The following is a 26,924-nucleotide window of genomic DNA, read 5'->3' on the forward strand; positions in this document are numbered from 1 at the left end:
CAAGTCTCCTTTATTTTATTCATGTTAACATTATCGCATATTTACGAAGAAAAGATAAAAATATTACATAAGAAAAAGCGCCATGAATATTTTCTTAGGCGCTTTTTCTCTGTTTATTTAGTTAATCGAGCTATAACTTGTTGCACAAGCTGCGTTTCTTCCGCAGTTATCACTTTTTCCGTTAAGTTATTACTATAAATTTGGGCTTCATACATTTTCGTTAGTCGCGAAAATTCTGTCGTTGTTAATTCAGCATCCACTCTGGTGCCAAAATGACGTAACGTTTCACTCGATTCGCGGACATAACCATAAGAAGCAAGTAATTTCATAAGTCTATGATAGGTTTTGCCGAATTCTGGACTATTTCTCAGAGAACGAAGCAATAAATAACTACGAATTCTGCGTCTGAATATAATAACTAGTGCGAGCAGTGCCACAACTAGTCCAGCTGGAATCCACCAAACCCAAGACGGAATTTCGAAATTAGAGGCCGCTGTTTCTGTTTTAGGTTCTTCTTTTTTCGGTGTTTCACCTGTGGAGCTGCTACCGTTATCTTGTTCTGGTGTTTTATCGGCTGTATTTGGTGTTTCTGGCGTACTCGTACTATCATTAGGTGTTTCAGGTTTATTAGCTGTTTCAGTTGTTGGTTCTTGGAAGTTTTCGGGATTGGAGAATGTTGCTGTTGGCTCAAATGGAACCCATCCAGTTCCTGGGAAAAACACTTCCGGCCAAGAATGTGCATTGTTATTTGTGATTGTATAAGTCGTTTTAGCATCATTTTCTTTTTTCTCACCCTCACCAGGTGTGTAGCCCTTGGCCCATCTTGCTGGAATCCCAAGCGATCGAAGCATGACTACCATGGAAGTAGAAAAATTGTCACAATACCCAATTTGCGTTTCAAATAAAAATTGATCGACATAATCGGCTCCCCTAGGCGTTTCTTTCGCATCCTCTGTACTATAAGTAAAGGTGCCAGAAGCGCTTAAATAGCGTTCGATTGCTTTCGTTTTGTCATAAATTGAATCAGCGTCTTTTGTTACTTTATTGGCAAGTTTTGTCACCCGGTCTGGTAAGTCTTTTGGTGTTTGGGTATATTGGGAAACAAAAGCGTTAGAAAGTGTGCTAAAGTCGGCATTCTGCATTTTTTCAATATTATAAACGGGTGTTTTTAATTGGACCGTATAATTTTTGATTGTATCCACTGGTCCAACCCGCTCAATGGTTAAATTGGCACTAAATGAATCTACTGCGCCATTAACTGTTTGCGTTCCATATGGATAAGGCATGTAATCATTAGAAGAAGCAAAGCTAATTTCGGCCGTGTTTGTAGCACCAGTTGTTTGTTCTGTAAGTTGAATAGGGAAATTATCACCGGAAGAAAAAGATATGACATCCGCGGAATTTGCATTTGCCCAGCCAGTGCCAGTATAGACCGTTTTCGATTCTACACGCCAGTAATGCCCTTTTTCCGCCCGGGCCGTGAATACAGTAGCATTATCCTTTTTGAGAGCACCACCAAGTGTCGTATCATCTTCACTATAACCCACCGTGCGCGTTGTATTAATTCCAAGCGCATTTTTTATCGTCGGTACCGGATCAGGGAAAATCGGTGCTTTTTTCGGAAGCATTAACGAACTAAAAACAAATACGGCCAGTAACAAAATCACAAAAATATGATAAAACAAACCATTACGTTTTAAGGAGTCCGCGCTAATTCTATTTGGTGCTGCAATCCGACTTGCCAGTGCAAGATGAAGTAATAAAAATCCTTCTAATACAGTTCGGACGATGGCCCAATTACTGTTATAATCTGTAAAAGTATTAATAACCGCTAAATAAGCAACAGTTAAAACTAAAACACTCATAACCCGCTGTTTGCGCAGAATACTATAAGTAGTAATATAACTCAAAAGCCATAAAGCAATTAAAAAAACGATTAAAATAAAGTCCATAGAAATATCGGACGAGCGAAACTGTACCATATCTCTAAACCCATTAAAGGTGATTTGGAAAAAAGAAACAAACCAATTCCCTGCCAAAATCCCACCTTTAGCGTAGTAAATTCCTGAAACGAAGATAATCATCACGATATGAAGCGGGATTGTCCAATAATATTTCAAACGGAGGAAAAAACTACCGAGTGAAAGGGTTATAAACAAAATAATCCAGTTTGCTGTAGAGAGTTCGGTCAGCTCTGCGAATGGATAAATCCACTCAGAGATAAGCAAAACAGATAGAATAAATAGCATGACGAGCGTTAAATATCTTTTCATTTAGCTTCACGCTCCCATCTGCTTAGAAGACTTGCTGGCTCAAGGAAAATCGCTGGAGCATCCATCGCTTTAGAATGCTCTGATTGAAAAGTAATGATTTGGAGCTGTTTATTATCCGTTAAACGAGTCACTTTTTGCATTAACATCGTATCAATACATGGCGTGAATAGAAGGATTTTCTCTCCAGAATGTAAATTACTATCAAGCGATTCTTGCAGCGTTAAACTATCTACCGGGGCGATTTCTGCAAAAGCAGTCGATATATCTTGAAGTCTACTCGTACCTTTCGCCGGAGCAAATTTACTTGTTTGATCGCCTAAAAGAGTAACACGAATTTCTCCATTATCTTCGGAGATTTTGCGAATAAACGAGTAAGCCGCCCGAAGTGATAATTCAAAATTGGGATGGCTCGCTCCGTAAAAAATGACGGATAACCGTGATGTTGCACTATTTTCAAATTCTCTAGTCATCAGTTGGTCGCTTTTAGCAGAAGATTTCCAGTCAATAAGAGAAATCCGGTCACCAGAAGAAAATTCGCGTAAACTGTGTAAATTGCTGTTTTTCTTAAGCGTCCAATAAGCGGCATTGCGTTCGTTTTCTGGAGAAGCTTCACTGATTTTTTCTAATACATCCGGAAAATAGGTTGGATAAATAGTGAGCGATTTTTCGGAAGATAGTTGGCGCGAACGTTCTAACAAGCCGAAAGCATCACTAGTTTCTACATCCACTGGCGGAAATGAATGAATCCCACGAACGCCTACAAATCCAGCTAGTGTAACCGTGAAATGCTTTTTAAAAAGCGGATAAACCACTTGTTGGCGGGCGCTCACATTGCCAAAACTAGCGGGTATTTTTTGTTGGAATAGCAAATAACCCACCGGATAACGCGATTTTCGAGTGAATGATACTTGCATATCAACTAAATCGCCATCATGATAGGTATTTTTAACAAAACGCCGATTCACTTTCCACGCTTTTAGTGGATAAATCGAGGACAAAAATAAAAGTAACAGGATAAAACTAAAGAAATAGGTTAAAAACCAGCTAGCAGTATCACCTTGAAATAACGTATAAGTCCAAAGCCCAGCGTAAATAATTAGCATAATAATCCACCGAAATGCTAATAGGAGGCGTTTTTTCAACATTTAGCTACCTCTTTTCTACCGGAACTGACGTGTTTTTCAAAATGGAAGCAATAATGGATTCGGCTGTTTCCTCATTATAATAAGCTTCAGACTTCAAAATGAGACGATGAGTGAAAATATACGGTGCTAAATACTGAATATCATCAGGAATCACATAATCTCGACCTTCAATAAGCGCAAAAGCTTGAGCGGCTTGCATGAAAGCGAGCGAGCCACGCGGACTAATTCCGAGCGCAACGGAAGGGTGTTTTCGAGTCGCATCAACTAGGCGAATAATATAATTTTTTAAAACATCATCAATAAAGACTTGCTTTGCTTTGTTTTTTAGGTCCAGTAATTCGCTGAGTGTCACCACTTGCTGCGTTTGATCAAGTGGATCTTGGTATTGTTTTAATGTAAGCAGCTGCATTTCTTCTTCGACTGTCGGGTAACCAATATTAATTTTGAGTAAAAATCGGTCTAATTGTGCTTCTGGAAGGGCATACGTTCCTTCGTATTCAATCGGATTTTGCGTCGCCATAACGAAAAATGGGTTGGCAAGTTTGCGCGTAATACCATCCACTGTCACACTATTCTCAGCCATACCTTCAAGTAAAGCGGCTTGAGTTCGAGGCGCAGTACGATTAATTTCATCCGCAAGAACAATATTTCCCATGACAGGACCTGGACGGAATTCAAAATCACGTGTTTCAGGATTGAAAATCGAAACCCCCGTCACATCTGCGGGAAGTAAATCTGGTGTAAATTGAATTCGTTTAAAGGAAACACCAATTGTTTTAGAAAGGGTGCGGACCATCATCGTTTTACCAACACCGGGAACATCTTCTAATAATACGTGACCACCCGCAAGTAGGGCAGTTAAGCTTAATTTAACAACATGTCGTTTACCGACGATTACTTTTTCAACTTCATTAATAATTTCTTCTATTTTAATGGATGGCTCTATAGACATAATTTGCCTCCGTTTCTTTTCTTATGTTTTTAATCAGAATATGTTTATTCATGGTTCAATGCTACTATAATAGGCCTTGAATGTAAAAGATTTAACGTGGCATGGACTTTTTCTAGGAGATTGTTTACACTTAGAATAACTGGAGGTGGCGAACTTTGAGCGTAAAATTGGCAGATTTAATGAAATTACCATCTTTAAAAGAAGCGAAAGTAGTCTCTGGAAAATCTGGATTATCTAAGCTTGTTTCGTCTATTTCTGTTTTAGAATATACAGAGGTAGCTCTTTTAGAAGATGATTTATTTGATAATGATGAATTTTATGGCAGTGAAATAGTTGTATCGGCTTTTGTGAATATTCGTGACGATGTTGAGGCACAGTGTCGGACAATTGAGCGATTACATAAGGTTGGCGAAGTTGCTTTAATTCTTTACTACGTGGGAATTTTTGTGCCGAAAATGGATCAAAAACTGATTGATTTTGCAAATGAACTTGATTTTACCATTATCGTGATGCCGGAAAACGAGATGTCACTTAGATATAGCGAAGTGATTTATGAAGTAGTCGAAGCGATTGTGAAGCAAGAAATGACAGATACCAACTTTGTAACCGAGTCATTAGAACAGATTTCGAGTGTGCGACCGCCACAACGAAATATAGATACCACACTGAAAATTTTGTCTGATAGAACGCATACTTCGCTCGTCTTAACGGATAATTCTTTCCAAGTAATTAATTCTATCACTTGGCCACGAACGCGCCACTGGGATTTTGAACGGATAATTGAGGCATCTAAACAAATCGGTGAACATGAGCTTGTACAGCTTACCTTGGATGAACGCGATTTTTATACGGCCAGAAAACCGATTTTTCAAGACGGTATGCAAGCGATGCACTTATTTATGATGAAAGAAAAAGGCGTATTAACAGCCGATGTAGTCATGCAAATTACCGAAGTAGTCCAAGTATTTATGAATTTATGGGGCAGAAACTATGTCGAAATCAGTACAGCTGAACTGATGAAAGCCATTTTAAATGATGAAAGTGTCAAAATGCGGCGACTTGGTAAGATTTTAAATGTGGATGTTTCTTCTATTAAATGGATGTGGCTTGTAAAAACCGAAGAAATTCGCGACAATGAGCAAGTTTTAGCTGAACTGAAAAGTTTTGTAGCTAGTCACTTCCAAGTTTCATTAATTGATTTATTTGAAGACAATATCGTTGTTTTACTTGATAATTCAGTGGCGCAGCGGGACCGGACGCATACAGCCAATGAGTTTGCGATGATGATGAAAGAACATGGGATAGACTTGAAAATTACCGTTTGCCAAGGAATGGAGCAAACGTCAGATGTGCAAAGCGCTTATTCGCTCGTTAATGAATATAAAAATGCGGCAAATGCGATTTATGCGAACAAGTCCATTTATTCTCTTCAAGAAATTGATTTCGCAGCAAAATGTGTGGAAATAGTAGATCGAGGAGAACTAGCAATTGCAGAACAAATGAGGCCACTAAAGCCTTTAGAGGATAATGATGAACTAATTGAAACGCTGTCTGTGTTTTTACTGGAAGGTGAATCCAATTATAATCAAGCAGCTGAACTACTATTCCTGCATAAAAATACGATTAAATATCGAATACAACGGATAAATGAGTTATTGCAATATCCGGCGACTAAAATCCCAGAATCCTACAACCTTTATTTAGCAGTGGCGATTCGACGGATTCTTGGTGGAAATAACAATAATAAATAAAAATAGTGCATTTTTTGTCCAAAACGACAAAGATTGCGCTATTTTTTTTCAATTCTGATAAATACAAATGATAGCTAGTTCTTATATAATTAGTCATTAATATAACAAATTCAAGAAAAAAGGGGCGGAACATAATGACAGAGAAGAAATCAGTGGAGCAAACGCAATCCTGGCAGAGTTTAGCATTTGTATGGACCGGAGCAATGATTTGTGTACCGAGTCTACTAGTTGGAGGAACTTTAATTTCAGGTATGCCTCTTTGGGAAGCAATTTTAATAGCACTTTTAGGATACGGCGTTATTGTCTTATTTATGATATATCAAGGAATGCAAAGTAGCGATTTAGGTATTCCAGCAGTTAGTGTAGCTTCACAGGTTTTTGGAGAACAAGGGTCGAAAAAAATCATATCTATTCTTTTAGCGATTGCTTGTCTAGGATGGTTTGGTATTCAAGCCAATGTATGTGGTGCAGCATTCTCACAGTTTCTAGGTATTTATGGAATTAATCTTCCAGTACCAGTTTCTTCCTTAATTTGGGGAGTTATCATGTTACTTTCAGCTATTTATGGTATTCGTATTTTGAGTATTTTAAATTATATCGCAGTTCCAGTTTTACTATTTGTATGTATTTACGGACTTGTTGTTTCTTTAAACGATGGCGGACTAGCTATTGTGGAAAACTATAAACCAGCAGGAAGTATGTCGTTTATGACAGGACTAGCAATTACAATTGGCTCATTTGCGTTAGGGGCAGTAATTGCAGGAGACTATTCTCAATATACAAAATCGCGTAAAGATGTTGTAAAAGCAGCTATTGTCGGGATTTTGCCATCAGGTGTGCTTATGATTACGGTTGGAGCGGTACTTGCACTTACGGCGGGTACAGCAGATATTTCTGTCGTATTTACAAACTTAGGATTACCAGTTCTTGGTATTATCGGCTTGATACTTGCTGCATGGACAACAAACGCAGTAAATGCCTTTTCGGGAGGTATTGCGATTATCAATGTATTTAACATCTCTGAAAAATATCACAAAGTAGCAGTGGCAGTTGCAGGCGGACTTGGAACAATACTCGCGGTTATCGGAATTTTAAACCACTTTGTTCCAATTATGTCCGTACTTTCAGCAATGGTACCACCCGTTGCAGGAGTAATGATTGCTTCTTACTGGATTGTCCAAAAAGGAGATAAATCCAAATGGGCGCCAGTACCAGGTGTCAACTGGCTGGGTGTAAGTTCTTGGCTAGTTGGTGCAGTCATTGCGGGGATTCCAGTCATTTTGACATTTTTCCCGGAGCTACCACAATTACCAAATCAACCACTTATCGGTATTATCTTGTCGCTGGCTGTTTACTTGATCGGAGCGAAAGTGCTGAGCGGGAAAACCAACAATGTAGAAAACTTGGAGGGAAAATAAATGCGTTATTTAGATGAACAAGCTATTGAAAATATCGCGATTGGTGCTGCGTTTCTTGGCACTGGTGGCGGAGGAGATCCATATATAGGCAAGATGATGGCATTAACTGCAATTAAAAAACATGGACCAATTAAACTGTTATCCCCAGAAGAAATTGCGGATGATGATTATTTCATTCCAGCCGCGATGATGGGGGCACCGTCTGTACTCATTGAAAAATTTCCTAAAGGCGACGAATTCGTTCGTGTATTTGAAAAATTAGGTAGATATGTAGGCAAAGAAGTAAAAGGAACATTTCCAATGGAAGCTGGTGGAGTAAACTCAATGATCCCAATCGTTGTGGCGGCTCAACTAGGTTTGCCAATGGTGGACTGTGACGGCATGGGCCGAGCTTTTCCAGAACTACAAATGGTGACGTTCCATCTAGACGGGATTTCCGCAACACCAATGGCTATCACCGATGAAAAAGGTAATATTGGCATCATGGAAACGATTGATAATAAATGGACCGAACGACTTGCACGTGTGACAACGGTCGAAATGGGCGCGAGTTCTCTTGTGAGCCTGTATCCGTGTAACGGCGCGCAAATTAAGCAAAGTAGTATTAAAAATATCGTGACGCTATCTGAAGAAATCGGTAAAGTAATCCGTGAAACTTCGATGGACGAAGCAGAAAAACTACAAAAATTATTAGATGTAACGCACGGTTATCATTTATTCGAAGGGAAAATTACCGATGTAGTTCGGGAAACGCGTGCAGGCTTCAACTTTGGTCGTGTGAAAATCGACGGACTAAACAAAGACACAGGTAGCGAAGTCATTGTTCATTTCCAAAACGAAAATCTTGTTGCGGAGAAAAATGGCGAACCGATAGCAATTACACCAGATTTAATTTGTATGGTAGACCTTGAAACGCTGATGCCGGTAACGACGGAAGCGCTCAAATACGGAAAACGTGTCCGCGTGATGGCACTACCAGCTGATGATGCTTGGAGAACGGACAAAGGTATCGAAACAGTTGGACCGCGCTATTTCGGCTATGATGTCGATTTTGAACCACTAGAAGAACTTGTCAAAAAGGAGGAACGCCGTCATGTATAAAATTGGAATTGACGTTGGTGGTACAAACACCGATGCCGTTATTTTAGATGAAAATCAACAACTCATTCATAGTGTAAAAATGCCAACGAGTGAAGATATTGAAACAGGAATTACTGAGTCACTTCATCGCGTATTGAGCGAAACGGGCATTGATCGCTCGAAAGTAACGCACGCCATGCTTGGAACAACCCAGTGTACGAACGCGATTGTGGAACGTAAAAAATTAGCAAAAGTTGGCGTTCTTCGTTTAGGCTATCCTGCAACAGCATCCGTTTTACCATATACAGCTTGGCCGGAAGACATGGTTGGCTTTTTATCTGGAAAATATAAATTAACTGGTGGCGGCTATGAGTATGATGGTCAGGTGCTATCAGAAATCAACGAAGCAGAAATCCGTGAAACCTTAGCTAGTTGGAAAGGTGAAGTGGAATCCGTCGCAGTTGTTGGCGTCTTTTCTTCCTTGAAAAACGATCAGGAATTAGCTGTTCAAAAAATTATTGAAGAAGAACTAGGCGCAGATATTCCGGTTTCGATTTCCTCTTCCGTAGGTTCTGTTGGACTGATTGAACGCGAAAATGCGACGATTTTAAACGCAGCCCTTTTCAAAGTTATTGCGGCAACGAGTGATGGTTTTGAAAAAGCACTAGAACAAGAAGGAATTGCGCATGCTGAAATCTATCTTTGCCAAAACGACGGGACTTTAATGTCACTAAACTATGCAAGACAATTCCCGATTTTGACAATTGCTTGTGGACCAACGAACAGTATCCGCGGCGCATCCTACTTGGCGGGACTTAAAGACGCGATGGTTCTCGATGTTGGTGGCACGACTTCTGATATTGGAGTGCTGACGGATGGTTTCCCTAGAGAGTCCTCGCTTGCGGTTGATGTTGGCGGAGTGCGTACCAACTTTAGAATGCCAGATATTATTTCCATCGGACTTGGTGGAGGAAGTATCGTTCGCGAAAAAGATGGCGACATAACAATCGGACCAGATAGCGTTGGCTACCGTATTTCCGAAGAAGCACTAGTTTTCGGAGGTAAAACGATGACCACTACCGACATCGCGGTTCGTCTAGGTAGGGCAGAAATCGGTAACCCTGAATTAGTCGCACATATCCCAACCGATTTTGCCGAAAAAGCCTATAAAAAAATTGCTGAAATGACCGAAGATGCGATTGATAAAATGAAAACCAGTTCGGGGAGTGTAAGTCTAGTACTTGTTGGCGGTGGTAGCGTGATTATTCCAGACGAAATCTCTGGTGTCGCACAAATTTTCCGCGACAAAAACGGCCCAGTAGCCAACGCAATCGGCGCATCCATTTCCCAAATCAGCGGACAATACGAACAAATCTACATCTATTCTCAAATCGAGCGGGAAGAAGCGCTCCAAGATGCCGAACAAAAAGCGAGAGAACAAGCAACTCTAGCCGGTGCAGTGACTGACTCGATTGAAGTGGTGGAAGTGGAAGAAATCCCATTAGCGTATCATCCGGGTAATGCAACCAGATTGCGCGTGAAAGTTGTGGGAAATTTGGTTTAAGGGAAGTAAGAAGTAAATAGTAGTGCATTGCTGACTTCAGACTGGAAACAAAGTAAGAAATTACTTTGCTTCCAGTCTATTTTTGTATAACGTAATCCCATATGTATAAAATTATGTATATTGACACAATTTGTGTTATTTTAGACATGGATTTAAATAAATCAATTCTTATACTAATTATCTAGAAAAACAACCCAAACGCTAACTAAAAATATTCTAGTAGGGTAAATAAATGAATAAAGGAACCGAACAAAAGCTTGCCGCGCGTCATTCACTTCTAAATCAATTGAAATATTACCGTTTGTTCCGTATTTTTCACATGACTTTTTTGGATTGGGTAGTAGTCCGAAAGATGTTATTATAGATAAAGCATATGTGCCTGAATAGCGCGCAAAAAACAAGGTGAAGTATCAAAATCATGAATATCTCACTCGAAACGAATGGCTGAATTTATTTGAATAGAATCAATTACCATTGGTGGAAGAGCTAGAGGGAACCCCGGAAGTGGACTTTGAACTGGAAAAGAAACAATTAGTAACAAGAGCCAATGGAGCAGATACGATGACTTAGAGAAACATCTTATTGCAGTTATATGGATTTTACATAAAAAGAACATTCAAAGGAAGTGTTTTAATGAGAGAATATTTAGATTCAAAAAGCCAAAAAAAGGTAGCGCTTCTTGAGAAGATTTTTTATGCGGAAAATCATACAAGTACACAAGAGGAACTATTAAATGATTTGAACATTACGTATCCAACCCTCATTTCTACGATTAAAACAATTAATTTTGATATTGAACGATTTGGATATAAAGCGTTTTCGATTGTTCACTCCGCGCCAAATTTGTCCTATACCTTAAAAATATCGGATAATTGTAGTATTCAACTCATTATCAACGCCTATATTAGAGAGTCACCCAAATTTCAAATTCTCGAAACTTTGTTGCTGTCTTCCTTCCCTAATCTACAAGCATTGGCAAAAAAAGTACATGTTTCTTATTCTGGGATAAAGAAAGAAATAAAGGAATTGAATGAAGAGCTAAGTGAACGGAACTTGTCTATTTCTACAGGAAATCAGGTAGAAATAACGGGGGATGAATTTTCATTAAGAATATTCTATGCCTTCCTTTTTTTAGTCGCATATAGCGGGGATCGTTGGCCCTTTTCTTTTGTTCGATATGATGAAATCACCGACATATTAGAGAGTTGCCCAAAAGAAATTTATAGAGCAAACTCGATAGATAAGGCGATGATGATTCATTATTATGTCGCTATGCATTTATTAAGAGATCGAATGAATTGTCAAATTGATACAACTAGGCAGTTTAAAGTGGCCCTATATAAGGCTTGCACCGAGGAGTCTAAGAAATCAGAAAGTGCGTTCATTAAAAAAGTAGCGAAACAACTTCCTAATAGGAACTATAAAGAAATGACCTACACGACGCAAATTATACTGAGTACCATTGTTGCTTTCGGTAGTTATTCTTCGATTGAAAAAATGCCTTCTTTTTTCTACATGGATGAACAGTTAGAAGAAATGGGCTTCATGAAACTAGTTGATTTTGCCAGTGAACAAGTAAATAATAATCTCTCTATTCCATTTTCAGAGAAAGAGATGGAATTGCTCCGTTACTCCTTTGCGAGTATAAATTATAGATATTTCTTACTTGATAATTTAATCAATAAGTTCAATAATATTGTGCCAGGGTATACAGATCTTGATCGAAATATAAGAAAAATCCATAAAGTGAATCACCTAGAACCATTAATTAGCCAATTAGTAAATTTAAAAGAAATGGATCCATTAAAACCGTTTGAAGAAAGACTTACTTCAGATTATCTGATCATTTTGGATAAGCGGATTGATTTTTCTATACACACCTTGCCTATTAAAGTAACTATTTTATCGACCATATCTAATGAAACAGCCGTATTTGATTTTATGAGGTATTTTTCTAGTTACTACAATCTGGAAATACTTAATCAGGTCGATCCGGTGGTGGACTTATATATAAGTGATTTTTCCGTGTCTCCAGAAGTGTTGACCTCTTTACGTATCAATCAGCCAATAATCTATGTAAATACTAGATGGCTAGAATCTGATTATGTCAAAATTAATGATAATCTGGCGAAAATAGCGAGAAAAAAATTTATTGCTAATAAAAAAGATTAGGGAAATACTTGTTGGAATGGATATGGAAAATGTTTAAATGGAAAACCAAAGTCTTGTCCGAGTAATGATCGTTACTCGGATTTTTTTATTTCTATTTTTCATTTGTACAATACTAATGGAAAAAGTAAACACACCAACTAAGCCGTAAAATTTTAAGAAGTTAAAATTTTATGGCCAGAAATGCTTCTCGACTCCTCTATAATTAAGTTGCAGCTAGAAAGTTTGGCATCTAGAAACTAATTAGGAAAGAAGGAGGGGAGCTGATGAAGAAGTTTTCCATGCGAGTGGTTCTTATTATTTCTGTGCTTTTTATTGCACTGGGGAACGCTAATGTTTCTATCGCACAAGAAAGGGACACAACGAATAAGCTTCCAGAAGAGGAGCTGGGTTCTCTGGATACCTCTGATGTCATTACAGAAGGAGTCCCGCAAGAAAAACCAGCCGAAGCCGAGAACTTAGAAGAAATCCCAACTACGGATGAGTTGATGCAAAATCCAAATGTTCTTGAGAGGTCTGTTGCTGATTCGGACGATTCAGATTTAACAGTGGTAAGCTCAGGTGCTTACTGGACGCTTTATTATAATTCTGCGAACGGTGAATATAGCTTGCGCATGTTTGGTAACGTGCCAAGCAGTAGACCAACCGCTTGGAATAATTATTTAAAAAGAATTAAACATATAGAGATTGAAGAAGCTACTTTGACAGGTGATTTTGTTGGTTATTTTGGTTGGTTCATTGGATTAAAGGGCGTTAGAATTGAAGGGTCTGATTTATCGGGAGTGACATCTTTTCAACAGGCGTTTTCTAATTCATCCCTTGAGAAGGTTATCATTAAAAATAACTATTATTCTAATTCGCAGTCTTTAACAAATACGAAGCAAATGTTTTTTATGGCGAAAAATCTATCAGAGCTTGATTTAAGTGGTTTAAATACGAGTTTTGTAACCACAATGGAAAGGATGTTCGAGGGGTGTGAAAACCTTAAAATATTGAACCTAAGTAACTTTGATTTTGATACAAGTTCAGTTATTAATATGGATTATATGTTCGCGGATTGTACTAACCTGGAAGAACTTGACGTAAGCAAATTTGATACCAGCTCTGTTACTTTTATGCAGATGATGTTTCAATATTGTAAATCGCTTGAGAAACTGAATTTAAGCAGTTTTGATACGAGCTCAGTAACTCGCATGAATAGTATGTTTGAAGGATGTACTAGTTTTGAAGAGCTAGACTTAAGCAGTTTTGATACGAGTTCGGTTGGAAATATGCAAACCATGTTTCAGGGATGCACGAATCTAAAAGTTTTATACTTAGATAAATTTGATGATAATATAACAACTAATAAGAATAACATGTTTGGGAATACTCCTTTGTTATCCTATTTACGCTTTAGTCATCGATTCACCAAGCTTGAGAACATTGGTCTTGAAAATACAAACTGGTATGACGAAAAGAATTGGGTACAGTTTTCGAATATCACGCAACTACAGACATATAATAAACAACAAAGTGAACCTACAGGGTACAGAAAAGGCGCGTTCTTTTCTCTAACAATGGATGCGATGGGTGGAGAATTTGAAGATGCGGAAGAACAAAAAGTACAAAATAAAGTTTCTGGGGAATACTGGGAAGAGATAGTTCCTGTAAAAGAAGATTATTACTTTGACGGGTGGTATCTTGATCAAAACTTCACTAATAAGTTTGATTTTTCATTGCCTGCTGCTGTATCTACAACTATCTACGCCAAATGGGTAGAAAACTACACGGTGATTATTCCAGCTTCTATTTCCTTAAATGAAGCTTCCGAATTGAAAGTAGAAGGGATTAATCGAGGGGGTAAAACCTTATCCGTAGGCTTGAATTATGGAAAAACAACCATTTCTGAGAGCAACAAGCTAACCTTGTCCAATACGGCAGACACAACAGTCCAATGCTTGGCACCACTGAGTTGGGACGGTTCCGAAACTAATCCAAAAAATGCCATTTTAACCCTAGCGCCAGGTTCGGAAATAACAGAAGGCGATGCAGTCATGGCTATTGAAGCGCCAGAAAATATCCAGGCGGGAAAATATACAGGGAATCTAGTATTTTCGGTTAACTATGAATAACTTTGCTAAGCAAGCCATAAAATTTTAAGAAGTTAAAATTTTATGGCTAGAGGTACCCCCTTACTCCTCTATAATAAAATAACAGCTAGAATGTTTAGCAACTAGAAACTAATTACGGAAGAAGGAGGGGAGCTGATGAAGAAGCTTTCCATGCGAGTCATCCTAATCGTTACCGTTATTTTCATTGCTTTTGGGAGCGCTAATGTTTCTATCGCACAAGAAAGGGATACAATAAATAAACTTCCAGAGGTTGAGCTGGGTTCTCTTTATACCTCTAATCTCATTACAGAAGAAGTCGCGCAAGACAAACCGGCAGAGGTCGAGAATCTAGAAGAAGCCCCAACTACGGATGATTTGGTGCAAAATCCAGATGTTCTTGAGCAGCTTATTGCTGATTCGGATGATTCGGATTTAACAGTAGTAAACTCAGGTGATTTTTGGACAATTTATCGTAATACTGTGAACGGTGAATATAGCTTGCATATGTTTGGTAACGTGCCAAGTAGTAAACCAACCGCTTGGAATAGTTATTTGAACAGAATTAAACATATAGAGATTGAAGAAGCTACTTTGACAGGAAATTTCTCATCGTATTTTAGAAATAATGTTTTCACAGTACTTGAGAGTGTGAGAATTGAACGTTCGAATCTATCTAGAGTGACGTCTTTTGCACTCGCATTTTATGGTTCAGGAATTGAAAAAGTTATCATTAGAGATAATAATTATCCGACAGCACCATCTTTACTCACTACGGAAGGTATGTTTAAAAATTGTTCCAACCTTATGGAGGTTGATTTGAGTGGTCTTGATACTAGTGCGGTAACTACTATGTGGGATATGTTTAACAGCTGTAGGGCACTTGAGGAACTGGATGTAAGTCATTTTGATACGAGTTCAGTAACTAATATGTCTTACATGTTTTATGATAATAGAAACCTTGAGGTGCTGGATGTAAGCAACCTTGATACGAGTTCAGTAACTAATATGTATGCCATGTTTGAAGATTGTACTAGTCTTGAAGAGCTGGATGTAAGTAATTTTGATACGAGTTCAGTAACTGATATGTATAGAGTGTTTAATGGCTGTGAAAAACTGAAGAAACTAGATGTAAGTAATTTCGATACCAGTTCCGCTACTGAAATGGTTCAAATGTTTAGAAATTGTAGCGCCCTTGAGAAGTTGGATGTAAGTAATTTTAATACGAGCTTAGTAACTGATATGCGTGCCATGTTTGCTGGTTGTACTAGTCTTGAAGCGTTAGATGTAAGTAATTTTGATACGAGTTCAGTAACTAATATGGCTGCCATGTTTTCTGATAATGAAAAACTGGAGAAGCTTGATTTAAGTACCTTTGATACCAGTTCAGTGACTAACATGGGTACCATGTTTAAAAATTGTACAGCGTTAAAATCTTTATTTCTAGATAATTTTACACATGCAGCAAGCTCGACAGATATGTTTACTGGAACCACCTCCCTAACCTACTTGTTTGTCAGTCACAATGTAAGCAATTTTAATGGGTTAGAAAATACAAGCTGGTATGACGAAAAGAATTGGGTACAGTTCTCTAATCTCTCGCAACTACAGACATATCACAGGCAACAAAGTGAACCTATTGGCTATAGAAAAGGCGCTTTCCTTTCTCTAACAATGGATGCGATGGGTGGAGAATTTGAAGATGCGGAAGAACAAAAAGTACAAAATAAAATTTCTGGGGAGTACTGGGAAGAAGTGATTCCAGTAAAAGAAGGACATTACTTTGACGGGTGGTATCTTGATCAAAATTTCACTAATAAGTTTGATTTTTCATTGCCTGCTGCTGTATCTACAACTATTTACGCCAAATGGGTAGAAAACTACACGGTGATTATTCCAGCGTCTATTTCCTTAAATGAAGCTTCCGAATTGAAAGTACAAGGGATTAATCGAGGGAGTAAAACTTTATCCGTAGGTTTGAATTATGAGGAAACAACCATTTCTGAGAGCAACAAGCTAACTTTAGCCAATACGGCAGACACAACAGTCCAATGTTTGGCACCACTGAGTTGGGACGGGTCAGAAACTAATCCAGAAAAAGCCATTTTAACCCTAGCCCCAGGTTCGGAAATAACAGAAGGCGAGGCAGTCATGGTTATTGAAGCACCAGAGAACATCCAGGCTGGAAAATATACGGGGAACGTCGTATTTTCGATTAAGTATGAATGATGTAAATTAGCCAGACTAGTGATCATGTCACAGTCCTGTGGTTATGAATAAATTGGAGGTTACCTATGAAGAAGAAAAGAGTAGTGATCATATCCTTACTACTATTGTTAGTAAGTGTCATTGGAATCAGTAGTTATTTTCTATTCAAGGATAAAATAAATCTGTTGGATGTAGACCATTCTGCCGTTGATTGGAACGGGAAAAAACAGAAGGATACAAGTGGAGAAGAAAATACAATCGCCATTCCAGGGTTTGAAAAAGTGACGTTGTATGCAAATGAAACAAAACAAGCAGTGAATTTCCATAATCCGGAAATTAATGATTGTTACTTCAAAATATCGCTTATTCATCCAGATGGTTCGGTTCTATGGATATCCGATTTAATCGAACCAGGAAAAGGTATGTATTCCATTGAATTAGAAAAAACGTTAGCGGTAGGCGAATATGAAAACGCAGTGTTAAAATATGAATGTTTTTCTTTAAACGATCAGTCACCTTTAAACGGGTCTGAAATAAATTTAAAATTAGTTGTCGTCTAGACAAAGGAGGAAATTTTTTATGAATAAATTAGTATTAAGTACGTTAAGTGTGGCAGCAATGGGTATGGTGATTTTTAGCGGAGGGACAGCCTACGCGGCAGATAAAGAAGGAAATACAGTAGTGGAATATTCTGTTGAAGGAGATTATACCTTAGTTGTACCAGAAAAAGTAAATTTATCTAATGATAACGCCACAGAAATGTCTGTGAAAACAATCAATCGTAACTTAGAACCAGGAAAAGAAGTAGAGGTGACATTATCTAGTGGATTATCAGCCGATGGAGAGATTGAATTACAACGGGTTGGCGCTATTTCGGACGTAATAACTAGTAGTTTTAAGAGTAATAATAGTGTAGTACCCATGGCTAATCCCGTCATTGGAAGCTTTTCAGGTTATGCGATGGAGGAAACAGAAGTAAGTAAAATTCAAATTGGAAACCCTCAAGGAGACAAAAAAGCTGGAGCATATCAAACAACGTTAACTTTTACAGCTGCTTTTAAATAAGAAATTACGAAAGGAGTTGTGCATTTCTTGAAAAGGAAATTAGTTCTGGCAATGGTACTAATCAGCTTTTGTGGGATGTTCCTCTTATCGCCTGAACGAGTTCAAGCTAGTCAAACAGTGGTTGAGGTGTTCATTTCAGAGGACGATTTGGATGTCAGTGAAGAAAACATACAGGAGATTCCTAAAAAAGAACTGGCAGCCTCTTCAGATAAGGATAACAAACAACCCATATTACCTAAAGCAGGTGATACAGTAACTAACTATACCTTATTGGGTTTAGTGCTCGTCCTTATTTGGTTGATAATGCAAAGAAAAAGGAAGAAGAAGGAATAACCCCCTGTGACATCATCATAATGTAGTAAGTAAAAAGGGAATAAAAATTTCTGTGTTAGATAGGAAGTGACAGGTATGGCTCGAATTGAATATGGAGAAGAAATTCAAAAAAGCCTACTGGTTTTATACTCTAGGGGGTCTACCATACAGTCTATCTGCAGGGAGTATGGTATTCCTCGTTACGAATTTCACAAATGGATGAAGTTACATGATGCCGATAAACTGGAAACCAAAGAGGTGAAGACTTTCCTACAGGTAAGAGAATTAAAACAGCAAAAAAACAAATTAGAAGAAGAGATTTTGTTTTTAAATGAAGCAATCAATCTGTTGGAAAGTCCTTGAGAGGGATGATTTTAAGTATTGATTGATAGGTAGTATGAGAGAGAGGATGATAATTTCATCTTCTCTTTTTTGCTTTTATATTTTGGTACAGTTGATTCATGTAAAAAAAGGGTATACCCTAAATAGACAATGGGAAATAGCTAGTATAAAGAATTTAATTTTGTAAATTTAGGTGTCAATGATTTAATAGTATAGTTATACTAAAGTGGAAATTAAATAAAAAATTGCTTAAAATCAATACTGATAACGAAGAATCAATGATTGCTTTGAGTAATGTGGCGGATTGGAAGCAAATTATGAAGAATTAAATTTAAATTGATGGGCAAATGATTTAATAAAGAAATCTTTCAGGAGCCCACTTGTGATTATATCAACTTGACATATTAGTAACATCATTGTAACATTACTAATGTAAGCGGATACATATATATAGTTGAAGTACTTTAAGAAAAAAACAAAAGTATTGTAGCGTGGGATGTCGCGCTTTTAGGTAAAGGAGATGGATAAAATGAAAAAAATTATTATTGGTGTGTTTTTCGGGATTCTTATTCTAGTTATTGTTGGTCTATATGTTTCATATGTCTATATGAATCAAAGCTTTATATGGGTTGCAGGGATACTTTTGTTGTTAGGTACATTATTCAATTGGTTTTTGTATAATAAGTATCTGTCTAAAAAAACATAATAAGGGAGCGAGATAACCATGAAAAAATCATTATAGTACTAGCATCAGTTATGTTAATGTCTCTTTCGGTTCTGCCACTGGCAACTTATGCATCAGAAACAGAGAACACTCCTACTGAATCATATGACGGAGAAAATTTTATAGCAACCCAAACAGGTAATACTTTAGTTATTGAAGATAAGAAGACGGGCGAAACTGTAAAAATTGAAATGAATGACGAAGAAAACGGGGTAATTACATCTGATGATGGTACAATAGAAAATGTACATAGGGATGAAGAAGGTAACGTTTATGTAGATAATGAGCTTGAACTAGAAGCACCTCCTTTAGACATTGAAGATGGCATAAATATCGCCACTCAGCCTCGGTTACTGAAAGCTTCTAAATGGATATATGTTCAAACAACTAAGTATAATACAACCACACAAGGCAATATGAGAAGTCTTGCATTGGGGATTCTATCATTCATGCCAATTACAGGTCCAATCTTTGGAATAGTTGCAATTATTGATGCTGCTCGATCAATGGGGGCGAAAACATTATATGTTAGAGTGAAACAATATCGTACTAGTGGTTATCAATTTTATAAGTATGATTCTTATTATTATGCCAATGCTAGTTTAACTAAGCTAGTTAAAAAAACATCCCAGACTAAACGAATGTGGTAGGGCATTATTAAAAAAACTAGTATAAACTAAAAGACCTTGCTCAAAGATTAGCAAGGTCTTAGACTGGGGAAGAAAAAGTCTTCTCTTTTTCTGTTTTATGGAAATGTTATTCCGTATTTTAGACGAGTTTCTTCTATGGAAGAATACACAATTTTAGGGAATGTGTCTGATATGGCAGCTAGATTCTCTGATAGTGAATAAGATTTGAAATTACCTAATGTTTACTACAGTGAAAAGCAAATTAGAGAAGAAGTGACTCGTTCTTTAGAAGCTTTAGCTTGAATCATAAAATTTGAGAGGAACGTAATTATGCAAAAAGATACATATAGCGGCATTCGATTGAGTGTAATCCAATTGATAGATTCAAAAAAAGAAAATCTGAAGGAAAATAATATAAAATTAACAATTATAAAGGATGAAAAAGACGGTTATGTTGTAGAACTGGATAATGACAAATGCATGGCAGAAATTGTAGTTGAAGAACCTACTTATGCCCCATATCGCTATATTTCATTTGAAGTAGTTTCTTTGATGGATGGAAAAGTTAAAATTATCTATTCTTGGTATGATGATGAAACAAGTCAATGGAGCGATATTGAGAAAGAATTAAATAAAGGAATTCAATTTCTAAATAATTTTAAAACGATGGAGCAATAAAAGAACATTATTGCTGTACTTAAATTGCTATAAGGAAATATAATCACAAACAGTAAAAATTAACCTATAACTATAAAAATGATAAAAAAGACATATTATAAATAAGAGTATATGTTTGTATAAAATGTGCAAACGTACACAATGAATTTAATAAGAAATACAAAAAGTGAACTCGTATATTCAAATAAAAGTGTTTAATCTGTGTAAATTAACTTTAGACTATCAAGTAAGCAGTATCGCATAACAGGATTAGTTCCAACAAGCTATGGTAAGAAAATATATGCTTTTAAATATCAGGATGTACGTGCAATAGGTACACTTAAAGGCAAAAAATAGATTAACAACTAAAAAATGTAGGAAATTGGTTCTTTAATTCCAAAGCATATTAAGGAGTAATAGTATAGTGAAAAGAATAATTTTAACAAGTACATTAATCGTTTGGACAATAGTATGCATTTACATGAGTATTTCTATGGTTAGTAATAATACTGGCATTGCTTTTCCAATTTGGCTTCACATCATTCTTTTAATCTGCTTCTTAGCGACAGGTATAGTAAATGTGAAGAAAAAAGAATATCTTTGGAGCACTATGTTATTTGAAGGCGTGTTAGTAGTTCTATTAAGTTTAATTATTGTATTAGTCTAACGGATGTAAATATATGAATAGATGGATGTTCCAAACTAAATAGGAGTATTGTTAACTCAAACCTCTCAAGTAAGCAGTGTCACTACTGCTTACTTTTTTTGGTTGCTTTTATGTAGATGCCGTGCTTACTTCTCTCAGATGCCCAATCATTCATTTTACGTACTTTTTCTGAAAGCTCATCCGCCGGAATAAGCCGCCCATCCACTAAAATAGACGGATTAATCAAACGCATTTTCTTCTTATGATGATAAGTAAAGTCCGCCTCATTTTCTTCCAAATGGGCACTCGCGAGCAATTGAATCTTCTCCCGAGCATCCGAATTCGCATTCAATTTAGCTAACAATTCAGTATCAGTCAACCGAAGATCCGCGGTTGTAATCGTCTCCTGCTGAAACGCAATGCGCATTGCTTCAGCCAAAATCTCATAACTATAAACATTCAGCGGATCATAAAAATAATCAATCACTTCCGAATAATATTGCGCAACAAACCATTCTGCAAGAGCGATATTTGCCAAATAAAGCCGCCCATCCACCATTACTAAAGCCTGCAAAAATTCTTCCACCTCAGCCAAACTAATTTTCCTATGGCGATACAAATCTTGCAGCGTGTAATCAATCCGGTCGGCACAAAGCTCCGGGGCTTCTTGCTCCAAAATTTTCCACTTCGAAATATCATCAAAAATCCCTTCAAAAGAATAACCATACTTCTCTAAAATGGCAGGAATCGTCGAAGTTTTTACAAAGTCCTCAAAAATCTGCTCATGATAATCTTCCTCTTCAAAATCAAGCGCATAATCCACCACATGCGAAAAAGCAGTGTGCGATACGTCGTGCAGTAAGCCAGCAATTTGCTCCTCCAAAGAGCCACCGAACTTCCTAATAAAAAGCATCACACCAATCGAATGATCAAGCCGGCTAAGGTCCCAAAGCGGATTTACTAAATAACTCGAGCCACCTTGATGCACGTATGCTAGCCGTGAAACCAATGGGCTCTGGATTAGTTCAGCCAAAACAGGTTCTATTTCAAATGTTCCGTAGAGCGGGTCTGTTATTTTCATCATATTCACCTCTTTTTTTAATTATATATTAGCGAACAAACGTTTTCCATGTTTTCCCTAGCAATTCCAATTTTGCTGAGAAAGCTTATAAAAAATTACTGAAATGACCGAAGATGCGATTGATAAAATGAAAAACAGTTCGGTAGTGTAATTATTCCAGACGAAACCTCTGTTGTTGCACAAATTTTCCGCGATAAAATCGACCTAGTTGCCAACGCAATCGGCGAATCTATTTCCCAAATCAAGCGGGATGAAGCGCTGCAAAATGGCGAGCAAAAGCGAGAGAATAAGTAACCTTGGCCGGTACAGTGACTGACTCGGTTGAAGTAGTGGAAGAAATCCCATTGGTGCATCATCTGGCTAATGCGCCCAGGTTGCGCATGAAAGTTGTGGGGAATTTGGTTTAAGGGAAGTAAATAGTGGAACATTCCAATCATTTTTTATAAAGTAATCCCACGTGTATAAAAATACGGTTTATACACGTGGGATTATGGTTCTATATGAAATAGGTTATTTATTAGAAGGTTTAAATGGCTTATTTTATTTTTCAATGTATAAAATTATGTATATTGACACAATTTGTGTTATTTTGAACATAAATTTAAGTAAATCAATTCTTAATGTATTGATTTTCGCCTAAAATAGGTCGTTCATGACAAGAATCGGACATTTCATTACATTTTTGGTTATACATTCATTTTCTATGCTATGGTTTTAGTAGGAACAACTATTTGATTAATGCATAGAAAAGAGGGAGCATAATGAAAAAAAGGTTAATAGGTATTATTACAGCATTATTGTTAGTAAGTGGGATTTTGCTATCTCCGCAGATGGCTCAGGCGGAAACAAAAGTGGATTATGACGCATTGTATCAACAGGGAGTATCTGAAGGGATTATTAATAAAGCAGATGTAAGCTTAGAAACATGGATAAAAGAGAATGAAAGTGAGTATAATCAAGTCTATCAAGATGGTTTAAAAGATGGTGTCTATGATGCATCATTGTCGTATGAAGAATGGATAAAGTTAAACAACTATGGACAACCTCCTGTAGTAGATGAAAATTGGGAAGAAGTTCCACAGAAGCCAATGCTTAAAGGTGTGTATAAAGGTTATAATATTAAAAAAGGGGACATTCTGATTACAAATGGAACATCTTCTTCCGGATTATTGGGACATGCTGCTATTGCGAATGGGAATGAGTATATATTAGATATTCCTGGGGCTGGAAAAACGACAAGGCAAGTACCTACAAGTAAATGGATGAGTGATTATGATCCAGAAGGATGGGTAAAAGTTTATCGCCTGAAGGATAGTTCTGTTGCTAATGCCGCAGCCAATTGGGCGGACAAAAACTATTATTCCACCAAAGGCACATCCAAACAAAATATTTTCCCAAAATACGGTATGACAGGAAGTCGATATAGTAAGAACCCTACTTATTGTTCTAAAATTGTACTTCAAGCCTATTATTTCGGAACAGGAAATAAGCCTGTTGTGCAAGTATTTCCGTCCTTAGTTACTGTGTATGATTTACCAAACTATTTTTCAAAAGCATATAAGCCACAACAAGTGAAATACTTTAAATAAATCTCATGTATTAGGAAGTGTCGCTGAATGAAAAAGTATAAAAAGTGGTGGATAACGATTGGATTAGTGTTAATTATTTGCATTATCGGATATATTTATTGGTTTGCAATCCCTAAACATACAGCAAATGAAGCAGTAGATGATTACTTAGCAGCGCAAAAGATAAATTCAACGCAAGTTAAAACGAGGGATATTCAAAAAGATTGGACTAGAGGAGGATACTATGTCACGATAGTGTTTAAGGATGACCCTAATTTAGTGTATGAATACAACTACAATAGTAAAAGGAATACGCCTTACCATATTAATCTACTTGTTTTTAAAGATGGCTCGAGTCAAGAAGATGACCAAGTGAAGCATCCACCACTACAAGAGCAAAAGGATTAAAGCAGAAACCCAAGCATTTTAAGTAAGCAGTGCTACTACTGCTTACTTTTTTGTATTACTTTTATATAAGCTCCACATAAAAAGTATCACGCCGATCGAATAATCAAGCCGGCTAAGGTCCCAAAGTGAATTTACTAAATAACTTGAGACACCTTAATGCACGCGAGCTAGCCGGGAAGCCAAAAAGCTTTGGATTAGTTCAACTAAAATCTATCATTTTCATTCAAGGAGATAATAAAGCACCAACCTCTCCCATGCTTTCCCTAGCAATTCCAACCCCACCTGAGATACAATTAACCCAAACAAACGAAACGGGGCGGATGCCATGGCGGAATCACTCATTACTAAAAAAGCGATTGCTGGTGGGCTGATGGAGCTTTGTCAGCATAAGCGGTTTGAAAAGATTAGTATTGCGGATATTACGAATATTTGTGGACTTAATCGGCAAACTTTTTACTATCATTTTACAGATAAATACGATTTGCTTACTTGGACGTATGAAAATGACTTTTTCCATTGTTTGGCGGATGGGATTACGCTTGAAAATTGGGATAAGCATGTGCTGAAAATGCTGGAATCGATTAAAGAAAATGATGATTTCTATAAAAACACGGTTTCGGCGGATGCGAGTATCCTTTCTTTTTGCTTTTCTAAATTAACGAATTCGCTGTTTATGGATTTATTTGAAAAAATTGATACGAATGGAGCGGTGAACGAGGCAGATCGGGTATTTTATGCGGAATTCTTTTCTTACGGATGCTCGGGTGTACTGATTAAATGGATTACGCGCGGTTTTAAAGAGGCACCGGAAACGATTGCGAACCAGCTATTTCGACTTGCGAAGGATACGGAATTTTTGGCAAACAGCATGTACCGCGAAAACTAGACAATATGGCTAATTTGTCTAAAAACCAGACATAAGCGTTCTTTTGCCCAGATTAAAAGCGAACGAGGCGAGGTATACTATCTGTATCAAGAAATTGGAGGAGATAGTGATGAAAAATAAAAAACGTACGCTAGTCGCTCTAACTGGGGCTGCAATTGGAACAGGTATTGCCGCAAAGAAAATTTCTGAACAAAAGGCCGCTGAAAAAGAACGGGCAGTGGATGAAGCAATTAAGGCGCGCTATTACGGCGACAAACAAGTGTATTTCGTCGGTGGCGGGATTGCTAGTTTGGCGGGGGCTGTTTATTTAATTCGTGATGCCAATTTTGATGGGAAAAATATTCATATTATTGAAGGTATGCATATTTTAGGCGGAAGTAATGACGGAGCCGGAAGCGTGGAACATGGCTTTGTTTGTCGCGGTGGTCGGATGTTAAATGAAGAAACTTATGAAAATTTCTGGGATTTATTTAGTAGTATTCCGTCGCTTGATATGCCGAACTTTAGTGTTACTGAAGAGATTTTGAATTTTGACCATTTACATCCAACCCATGCGCAAGCGAGATTAGTTGATAAAGATCGCAATATCCTCGATGCGCATTCGATGGGATTTAATAATAATGACCGGATGTTGATGACGAAACTGCTCGCTACTCCGGAAGAAAAACTGGATAATTTAACGATACGTGATTGGTTTGACGAACACTTTTTTGAAACGAATTTTTGGTTTATGTGGCAAACCACTTTTGCTTTCCAAAAATGGAGCAGCTTGTTTGAATTTAGACGTTATATGAATCGGATGATGTTAGAATTTAGTCGGATTGATACGCTGGAAGGTGTAACAAGAACCCCTCTAAACCAATACGAAAGCTTGATTTTACCTTTAAAAACATTTTTAGATAAACACCATGTTGATTTTACAATTAATCAAACGGTGGAAGATATTGATTTCAAAGATGCGCCTGGAATTACAGCGACAGCACTTCATTTATCGGATGGATCCACTATCAAACTTGGCCCAGATGATGATGTGATTATGACGAATGCTTGTATGACAGATAGCGCGACTCTTGGTGATATGAATACGCCGGCACCAAAACCTGAAGAAAAACCAATTTCTGGTGAGCTTTGGTACAAAGTCGCTCAAAAGAAACCAAATTTAGGCAATCCAGAGCCATTTTTTGGTCATGAAGAAGAAACAAACTGGCAAAGTTTTACCGTCACTTGTCATGGTGATAAATTATTAAAACGCATTGAACGCTTCACAGGGAACATTCCAGGAAGTGGTGCGCTCATGACTTTCAAAGACTCTAATTGGTTAATGAGTACTGTTGTTGCCGCACAACCTCATTTTAAAGCGCAAGATGCAAACACTACGATTTTCTGGGGTTACGGATTATATCCAGACCGCGTGGGTGATTTCGTGAAAAAACCGATGAAAGAATGTACCGGGGAAGAAATTTTATATGAATTAATGTGTCATTTGAACTGGCAAGACGATTTTGAAGAAATTAAAGCGGATATTATCAATGTAATTCCGTGCTACATGCCATACATCGATGCGCAATTTGAACCACGGGCAATGAGTGATCGTCCGGCCGTTGTTCCAGAAGGTAGTACAAACTTTGCGATGATTAGCCAATTTGTGGAAATTCCAAAAGATATGGTTTTCACCGAAGAATATTCCGTTCGTGCTGCTAGAATCGCCGTGTATACGTTACTTGATATTGACAAAAAAATCTGCCCAGTAACACCACATAATCGTGATCCAAAAGTGCTAGCGAAAGCAACCCAAACCATGTTTAGATAAAGTGAGAAAGTAGCTATTTGTGACAGAATAGCTACTTTTTTTGTGCGAGACAGGACAAACGGCTGATATTTACGAAATAGCATTGCTTGTGAACCATAAAACAGCTATAATCTTTATAGACGAAAACAAGACCTGAAAAGAGGCTG

General features: G+C 37.4%; 22 protein-coding genes and 2 pseudogenes. 19 read left to right on the forward strand and 5 right to left on the reverse strand.

Translation table 11 applies throughout. The features are described from left to right. Window positions 1–113: 113 nt before the first annotated feature. The 3 genes from LMOATCC19117_RS02500 to LMOATCC19117_RS02510 are packed head-to-tail and all read right to left on the reverse strand — an operon-like array spanning window position 114 to window position 4,370. Window positions 114–2,273, reverse strand: coding sequence for a transglutaminase TgpA family protein (locus LMOATCC19117_RS02500; protein WP_003734633.1), 2,160 nt, complete (start codon window positions 2,271–2,273; stop codon window positions 114–116). Next, entirely contained in the window at window positions 2,270–3,418 is a 1,149-nt protein-coding gene (locus LMOATCC19117_RS02505; RefSeq protein ID WP_003734634.1) for a DUF58 domain-containing protein, read from the reverse strand. Before LMOATCC19117_RS02505 ends, LMOATCC19117_RS02500 begins: the two co-directional genes overlap by 4 nt. A 4-nt stretch (window positions 3,419–3,422) precedes the next feature. Further along, window positions 3,423–4,370 (reverse strand): AAA family ATPase, encoded by a 948-nt coding sequence (locus LMOATCC19117_RS02510; RefSeq protein WP_003721242.1) that lies wholly within the window; start codon window positions 4,368–4,370, stop codon window positions 3,423–3,425. Window positions 4,371–4,525: 155 nt separating this feature from the next. Between LMOATCC19117_RS02510 and LMOATCC19117_RS02515 the strand changes: the two genes are divergently transcribed. From LMOATCC19117_RS02515 to LMOATCC19117_RS02580, 14 genes are all read left to right on the forward strand, one after another. Next, on the forward strand, window positions 4,526–6,121 hold the full coding sequence (locus LMOATCC19117_RS02515) for a PucR family transcriptional regulator (protein WP_003740428.1): 1,596 nt from the start codon (window positions 4,526–4,528) through the stop codon (window positions 6,119–6,121). A gap of 134 nt (window positions 6,122–6,255) precedes the next feature. After that, the gene (locus tag LMOATCC19117_RS02520) at window positions 6,256–7,539 is read left to right on the forward strand and encodes a cytosine permease (protein ID WP_003725189.1); all 1,284 of its coding nucleotides are present in this window, start codon (window positions 6,256–6,258) and stop codon (window positions 7,537–7,539) included. Continuing rightward, window positions 7,540–8,640, forward strand: a complete 1,101-nt coding sequence (locus tag LMOATCC19117_RS02525) for a DUF917 domain-containing protein (RefSeq protein ID WP_003728093.1) — start codon at window positions 7,540–7,542, stop codon at window positions 8,638–8,640. It abuts the gene before it with no gap. Then, window positions 8,633–10,183, forward strand: a complete 1,551-nt coding sequence (locus LMOATCC19117_RS02530) for a hydantoinase/oxoprolinase N-terminal domain-containing protein (RefSeq protein ID WP_003728092.1) — start codon at window positions 8,633–8,635, stop codon at window positions 10,181–10,183. The genes LMOATCC19117_RS02525 and LMOATCC19117_RS02530 overlap by 8 nt, the downstream gene beginning before the upstream one ends. A gap of 633 nt (window positions 10,184–10,816) precedes the next feature. After that, window positions 10,817–12,355, forward strand: a complete 1,539-nt coding sequence (locus LMOATCC19117_RS02535) for a helix-turn-helix domain-containing protein (RefSeq protein ID WP_014929029.1) — start codon at window positions 10,817–10,819, stop codon at window positions 12,353–12,355. Window positions 12,356–12,618: 263 nt separating this feature from the next. Beyond that, window positions 12,619–14,466 (forward strand): BspA family leucine-rich repeat surface protein, encoded by a 1,848-nt coding sequence (locus LMOATCC19117_RS02540; protein WP_014929030.1) that lies wholly within the window; start codon window positions 12,619–12,621, stop codon window positions 14,464–14,466. Window positions 14,467–14,601: 135 nt separating this feature from the next. Beyond that, on the forward strand, window positions 14,602–16,671 hold the full coding sequence (locus LMOATCC19117_RS02545) for a BspA family leucine-rich repeat surface protein (RefSeq protein WP_003734991.1): 2,070 nt from the start codon (window positions 14,602–14,604) through the stop codon (window positions 16,669–16,671). A 65-nt stretch (window positions 16,672–16,736) separates the two neighbouring features. Then, window positions 16,737–17,210 carry a hypothetical protein gene (locus LMOATCC19117_RS02550; RefSeq protein WP_003721252.1) on the forward strand — a complete coding sequence of 158 codons (474 nt, stop codon included), beginning with the start codon at window positions 16,737–16,739 and terminating at the stop codon, window positions 17,208–17,210. A 19-nt stretch (window positions 17,211–17,229) separates the two neighbouring features. After that, window positions 17,230–17,715: a hypothetical protein gene (locus LMOATCC19117_RS02555; protein WP_010958986.1), complete on the forward strand. Its 486-nt coding sequence runs from the start codon at window positions 17,230–17,232 to the stop codon at window positions 17,713–17,715. A 27-nt stretch (window positions 17,716–17,742) separates the two neighbouring features. Beyond that, window positions 17,743–18,048, forward strand: a complete 306-nt coding sequence (locus tag LMOATCC19117_RS02560; RefSeq protein WP_003740435.1) for an LPXTG cell wall anchor domain-containing protein — start codon at window positions 17,743–17,745, stop codon at window positions 18,046–18,048. A gap of 75 nt (window positions 18,049–18,123) precedes the next feature. After that, window positions 18,124–18,390, forward strand: a complete 267-nt coding sequence (locus LMOATCC19117_RS02565) for a transposase (RefSeq protein ID WP_020830750.1) — start codon at window positions 18,124–18,126, stop codon at window positions 18,388–18,390. A 735-nt stretch (window positions 18,391–19,125) separates the two neighbouring features. Then, window positions 19,126–19,743 carry a hypothetical protein gene (locus LMOATCC19117_RS02570; RefSeq protein WP_003734772.1) on the forward strand — a complete coding sequence of 206 codons (618 nt, stop codon included), beginning with the start codon at window positions 19,126–19,128 and terminating at the stop codon, window positions 19,741–19,743. A 309-nt stretch (window positions 19,744–20,052) separates the two neighbouring features. Next, window positions 20,053–20,400, forward strand: coding sequence for a hypothetical protein (locus tag LMOATCC19117_RS02575; protein WP_003734773.1), 348 nt, complete (start codon window positions 20,053–20,055; stop codon window positions 20,398–20,400). A 403-nt stretch (window positions 20,401–20,803) separates the two neighbouring features. Continuing rightward, the gene (locus tag LMOATCC19117_RS02580) at window positions 20,804–21,046 is read left to right on the forward strand and encodes a hypothetical protein (protein ID WP_003734774.1); all 243 of its coding nucleotides are present in this window, start codon (window positions 20,804–20,806) and stop codon (window positions 21,044–21,046) included. 82 nt (window positions 21,047–21,128) lie between these two features. Here the strand turns inward: LMOATCC19117_RS02580 and LMOATCC19117_RS02585 are convergent, their stop codons facing one another. Next, window positions 21,129–22,106: an HD domain-containing protein gene (locus LMOATCC19117_RS02585; RefSeq protein ID WP_003734775.1), complete on the reverse strand. Its 978-nt coding sequence runs from the start codon at window positions 22,104–22,106 to the stop codon at window positions 21,129–21,131. A 65-nt stretch (window positions 22,107–22,171) separates the two neighbouring features. On the opposite strand from LMOATCC19117_RS02585, the pseudogene LMOATCC19117_RS14685 reads away from it, so the two are divergent. The 3 genes and pseudogenes from LMOATCC19117_RS14685 to LMOATCC19117_RS02595 all read left to right on the forward strand — a co-directional run. Beyond that, a pseudogene (locus LMOATCC19117_RS14685) lies at window positions 22,172–22,513 on the forward strand (hydantoinase/oxoprolinase family protein); the annotation flags it as partial. Between the two features lie 354 nt (window positions 22,514–22,867). After that, window positions 22,868–23,695: a hypothetical protein gene (locus LMOATCC19117_RS02590; RefSeq protein WP_012681110.1), complete on the forward strand. Its 828-nt coding sequence runs from the start codon at window positions 22,868–22,870 to the stop codon at window positions 23,693–23,695. A 27-nt stretch (window positions 23,696–23,722) separates the two neighbouring features. Then, window positions 23,723–24,082, forward strand: coding sequence for a DUF3139 domain-containing protein (locus LMOATCC19117_RS02595; protein ID WP_003727314.1), 360 nt, complete (start codon window positions 23,723–23,725; stop codon window positions 24,080–24,082). Window positions 24,083–24,157: 75 nt separating this feature from the next. On the opposite strand, the pseudogene LMOATCC19117_RS15020 reads toward LMOATCC19117_RS02595, so the two are convergent. Further along, window positions 24,158–24,292 (reverse strand): annotated as a pseudogene (locus tag LMOATCC19117_RS15020) (hypothetical protein); the annotation flags it as partial. A gap of 115 nt (window positions 24,293–24,407) precedes the next feature. Here LMOATCC19117_RS15020 and LMOATCC19117_RS02600 point away from each other — a divergent pair. Continuing rightward, a complete protein-coding gene (locus tag LMOATCC19117_RS02600) occupies window positions 24,408–24,968 on the forward strand; it encodes a TetR/AcrR family transcriptional regulator (RefSeq protein ID WP_003734776.1) in 561 nt (186 codons plus the stop codon). Between the two features lie 109 nt (window positions 24,969–25,077). Then, window positions 25,078–26,778 carry an oleate hydratase gene (locus tag LMOATCC19117_RS02605; protein WP_003727311.1) on the forward strand — a complete coding sequence of 567 codons (1,701 nt, stop codon included), beginning with the start codon at window positions 25,078–25,080 and terminating at the stop codon, window positions 26,776–26,778. Window positions 26,779–26,924 lie beyond the last annotated feature (146 nt).

Origin of the sequence: Listeria monocytogenes ATCC 19117 (genome assembly GCF_000307025.1) — a bacterium.
Lineage (GTDB): Bacteria > Bacillota > Bacilli > Lactobacillales > Listeriaceae > Listeria > Listeria monocytogenes_B.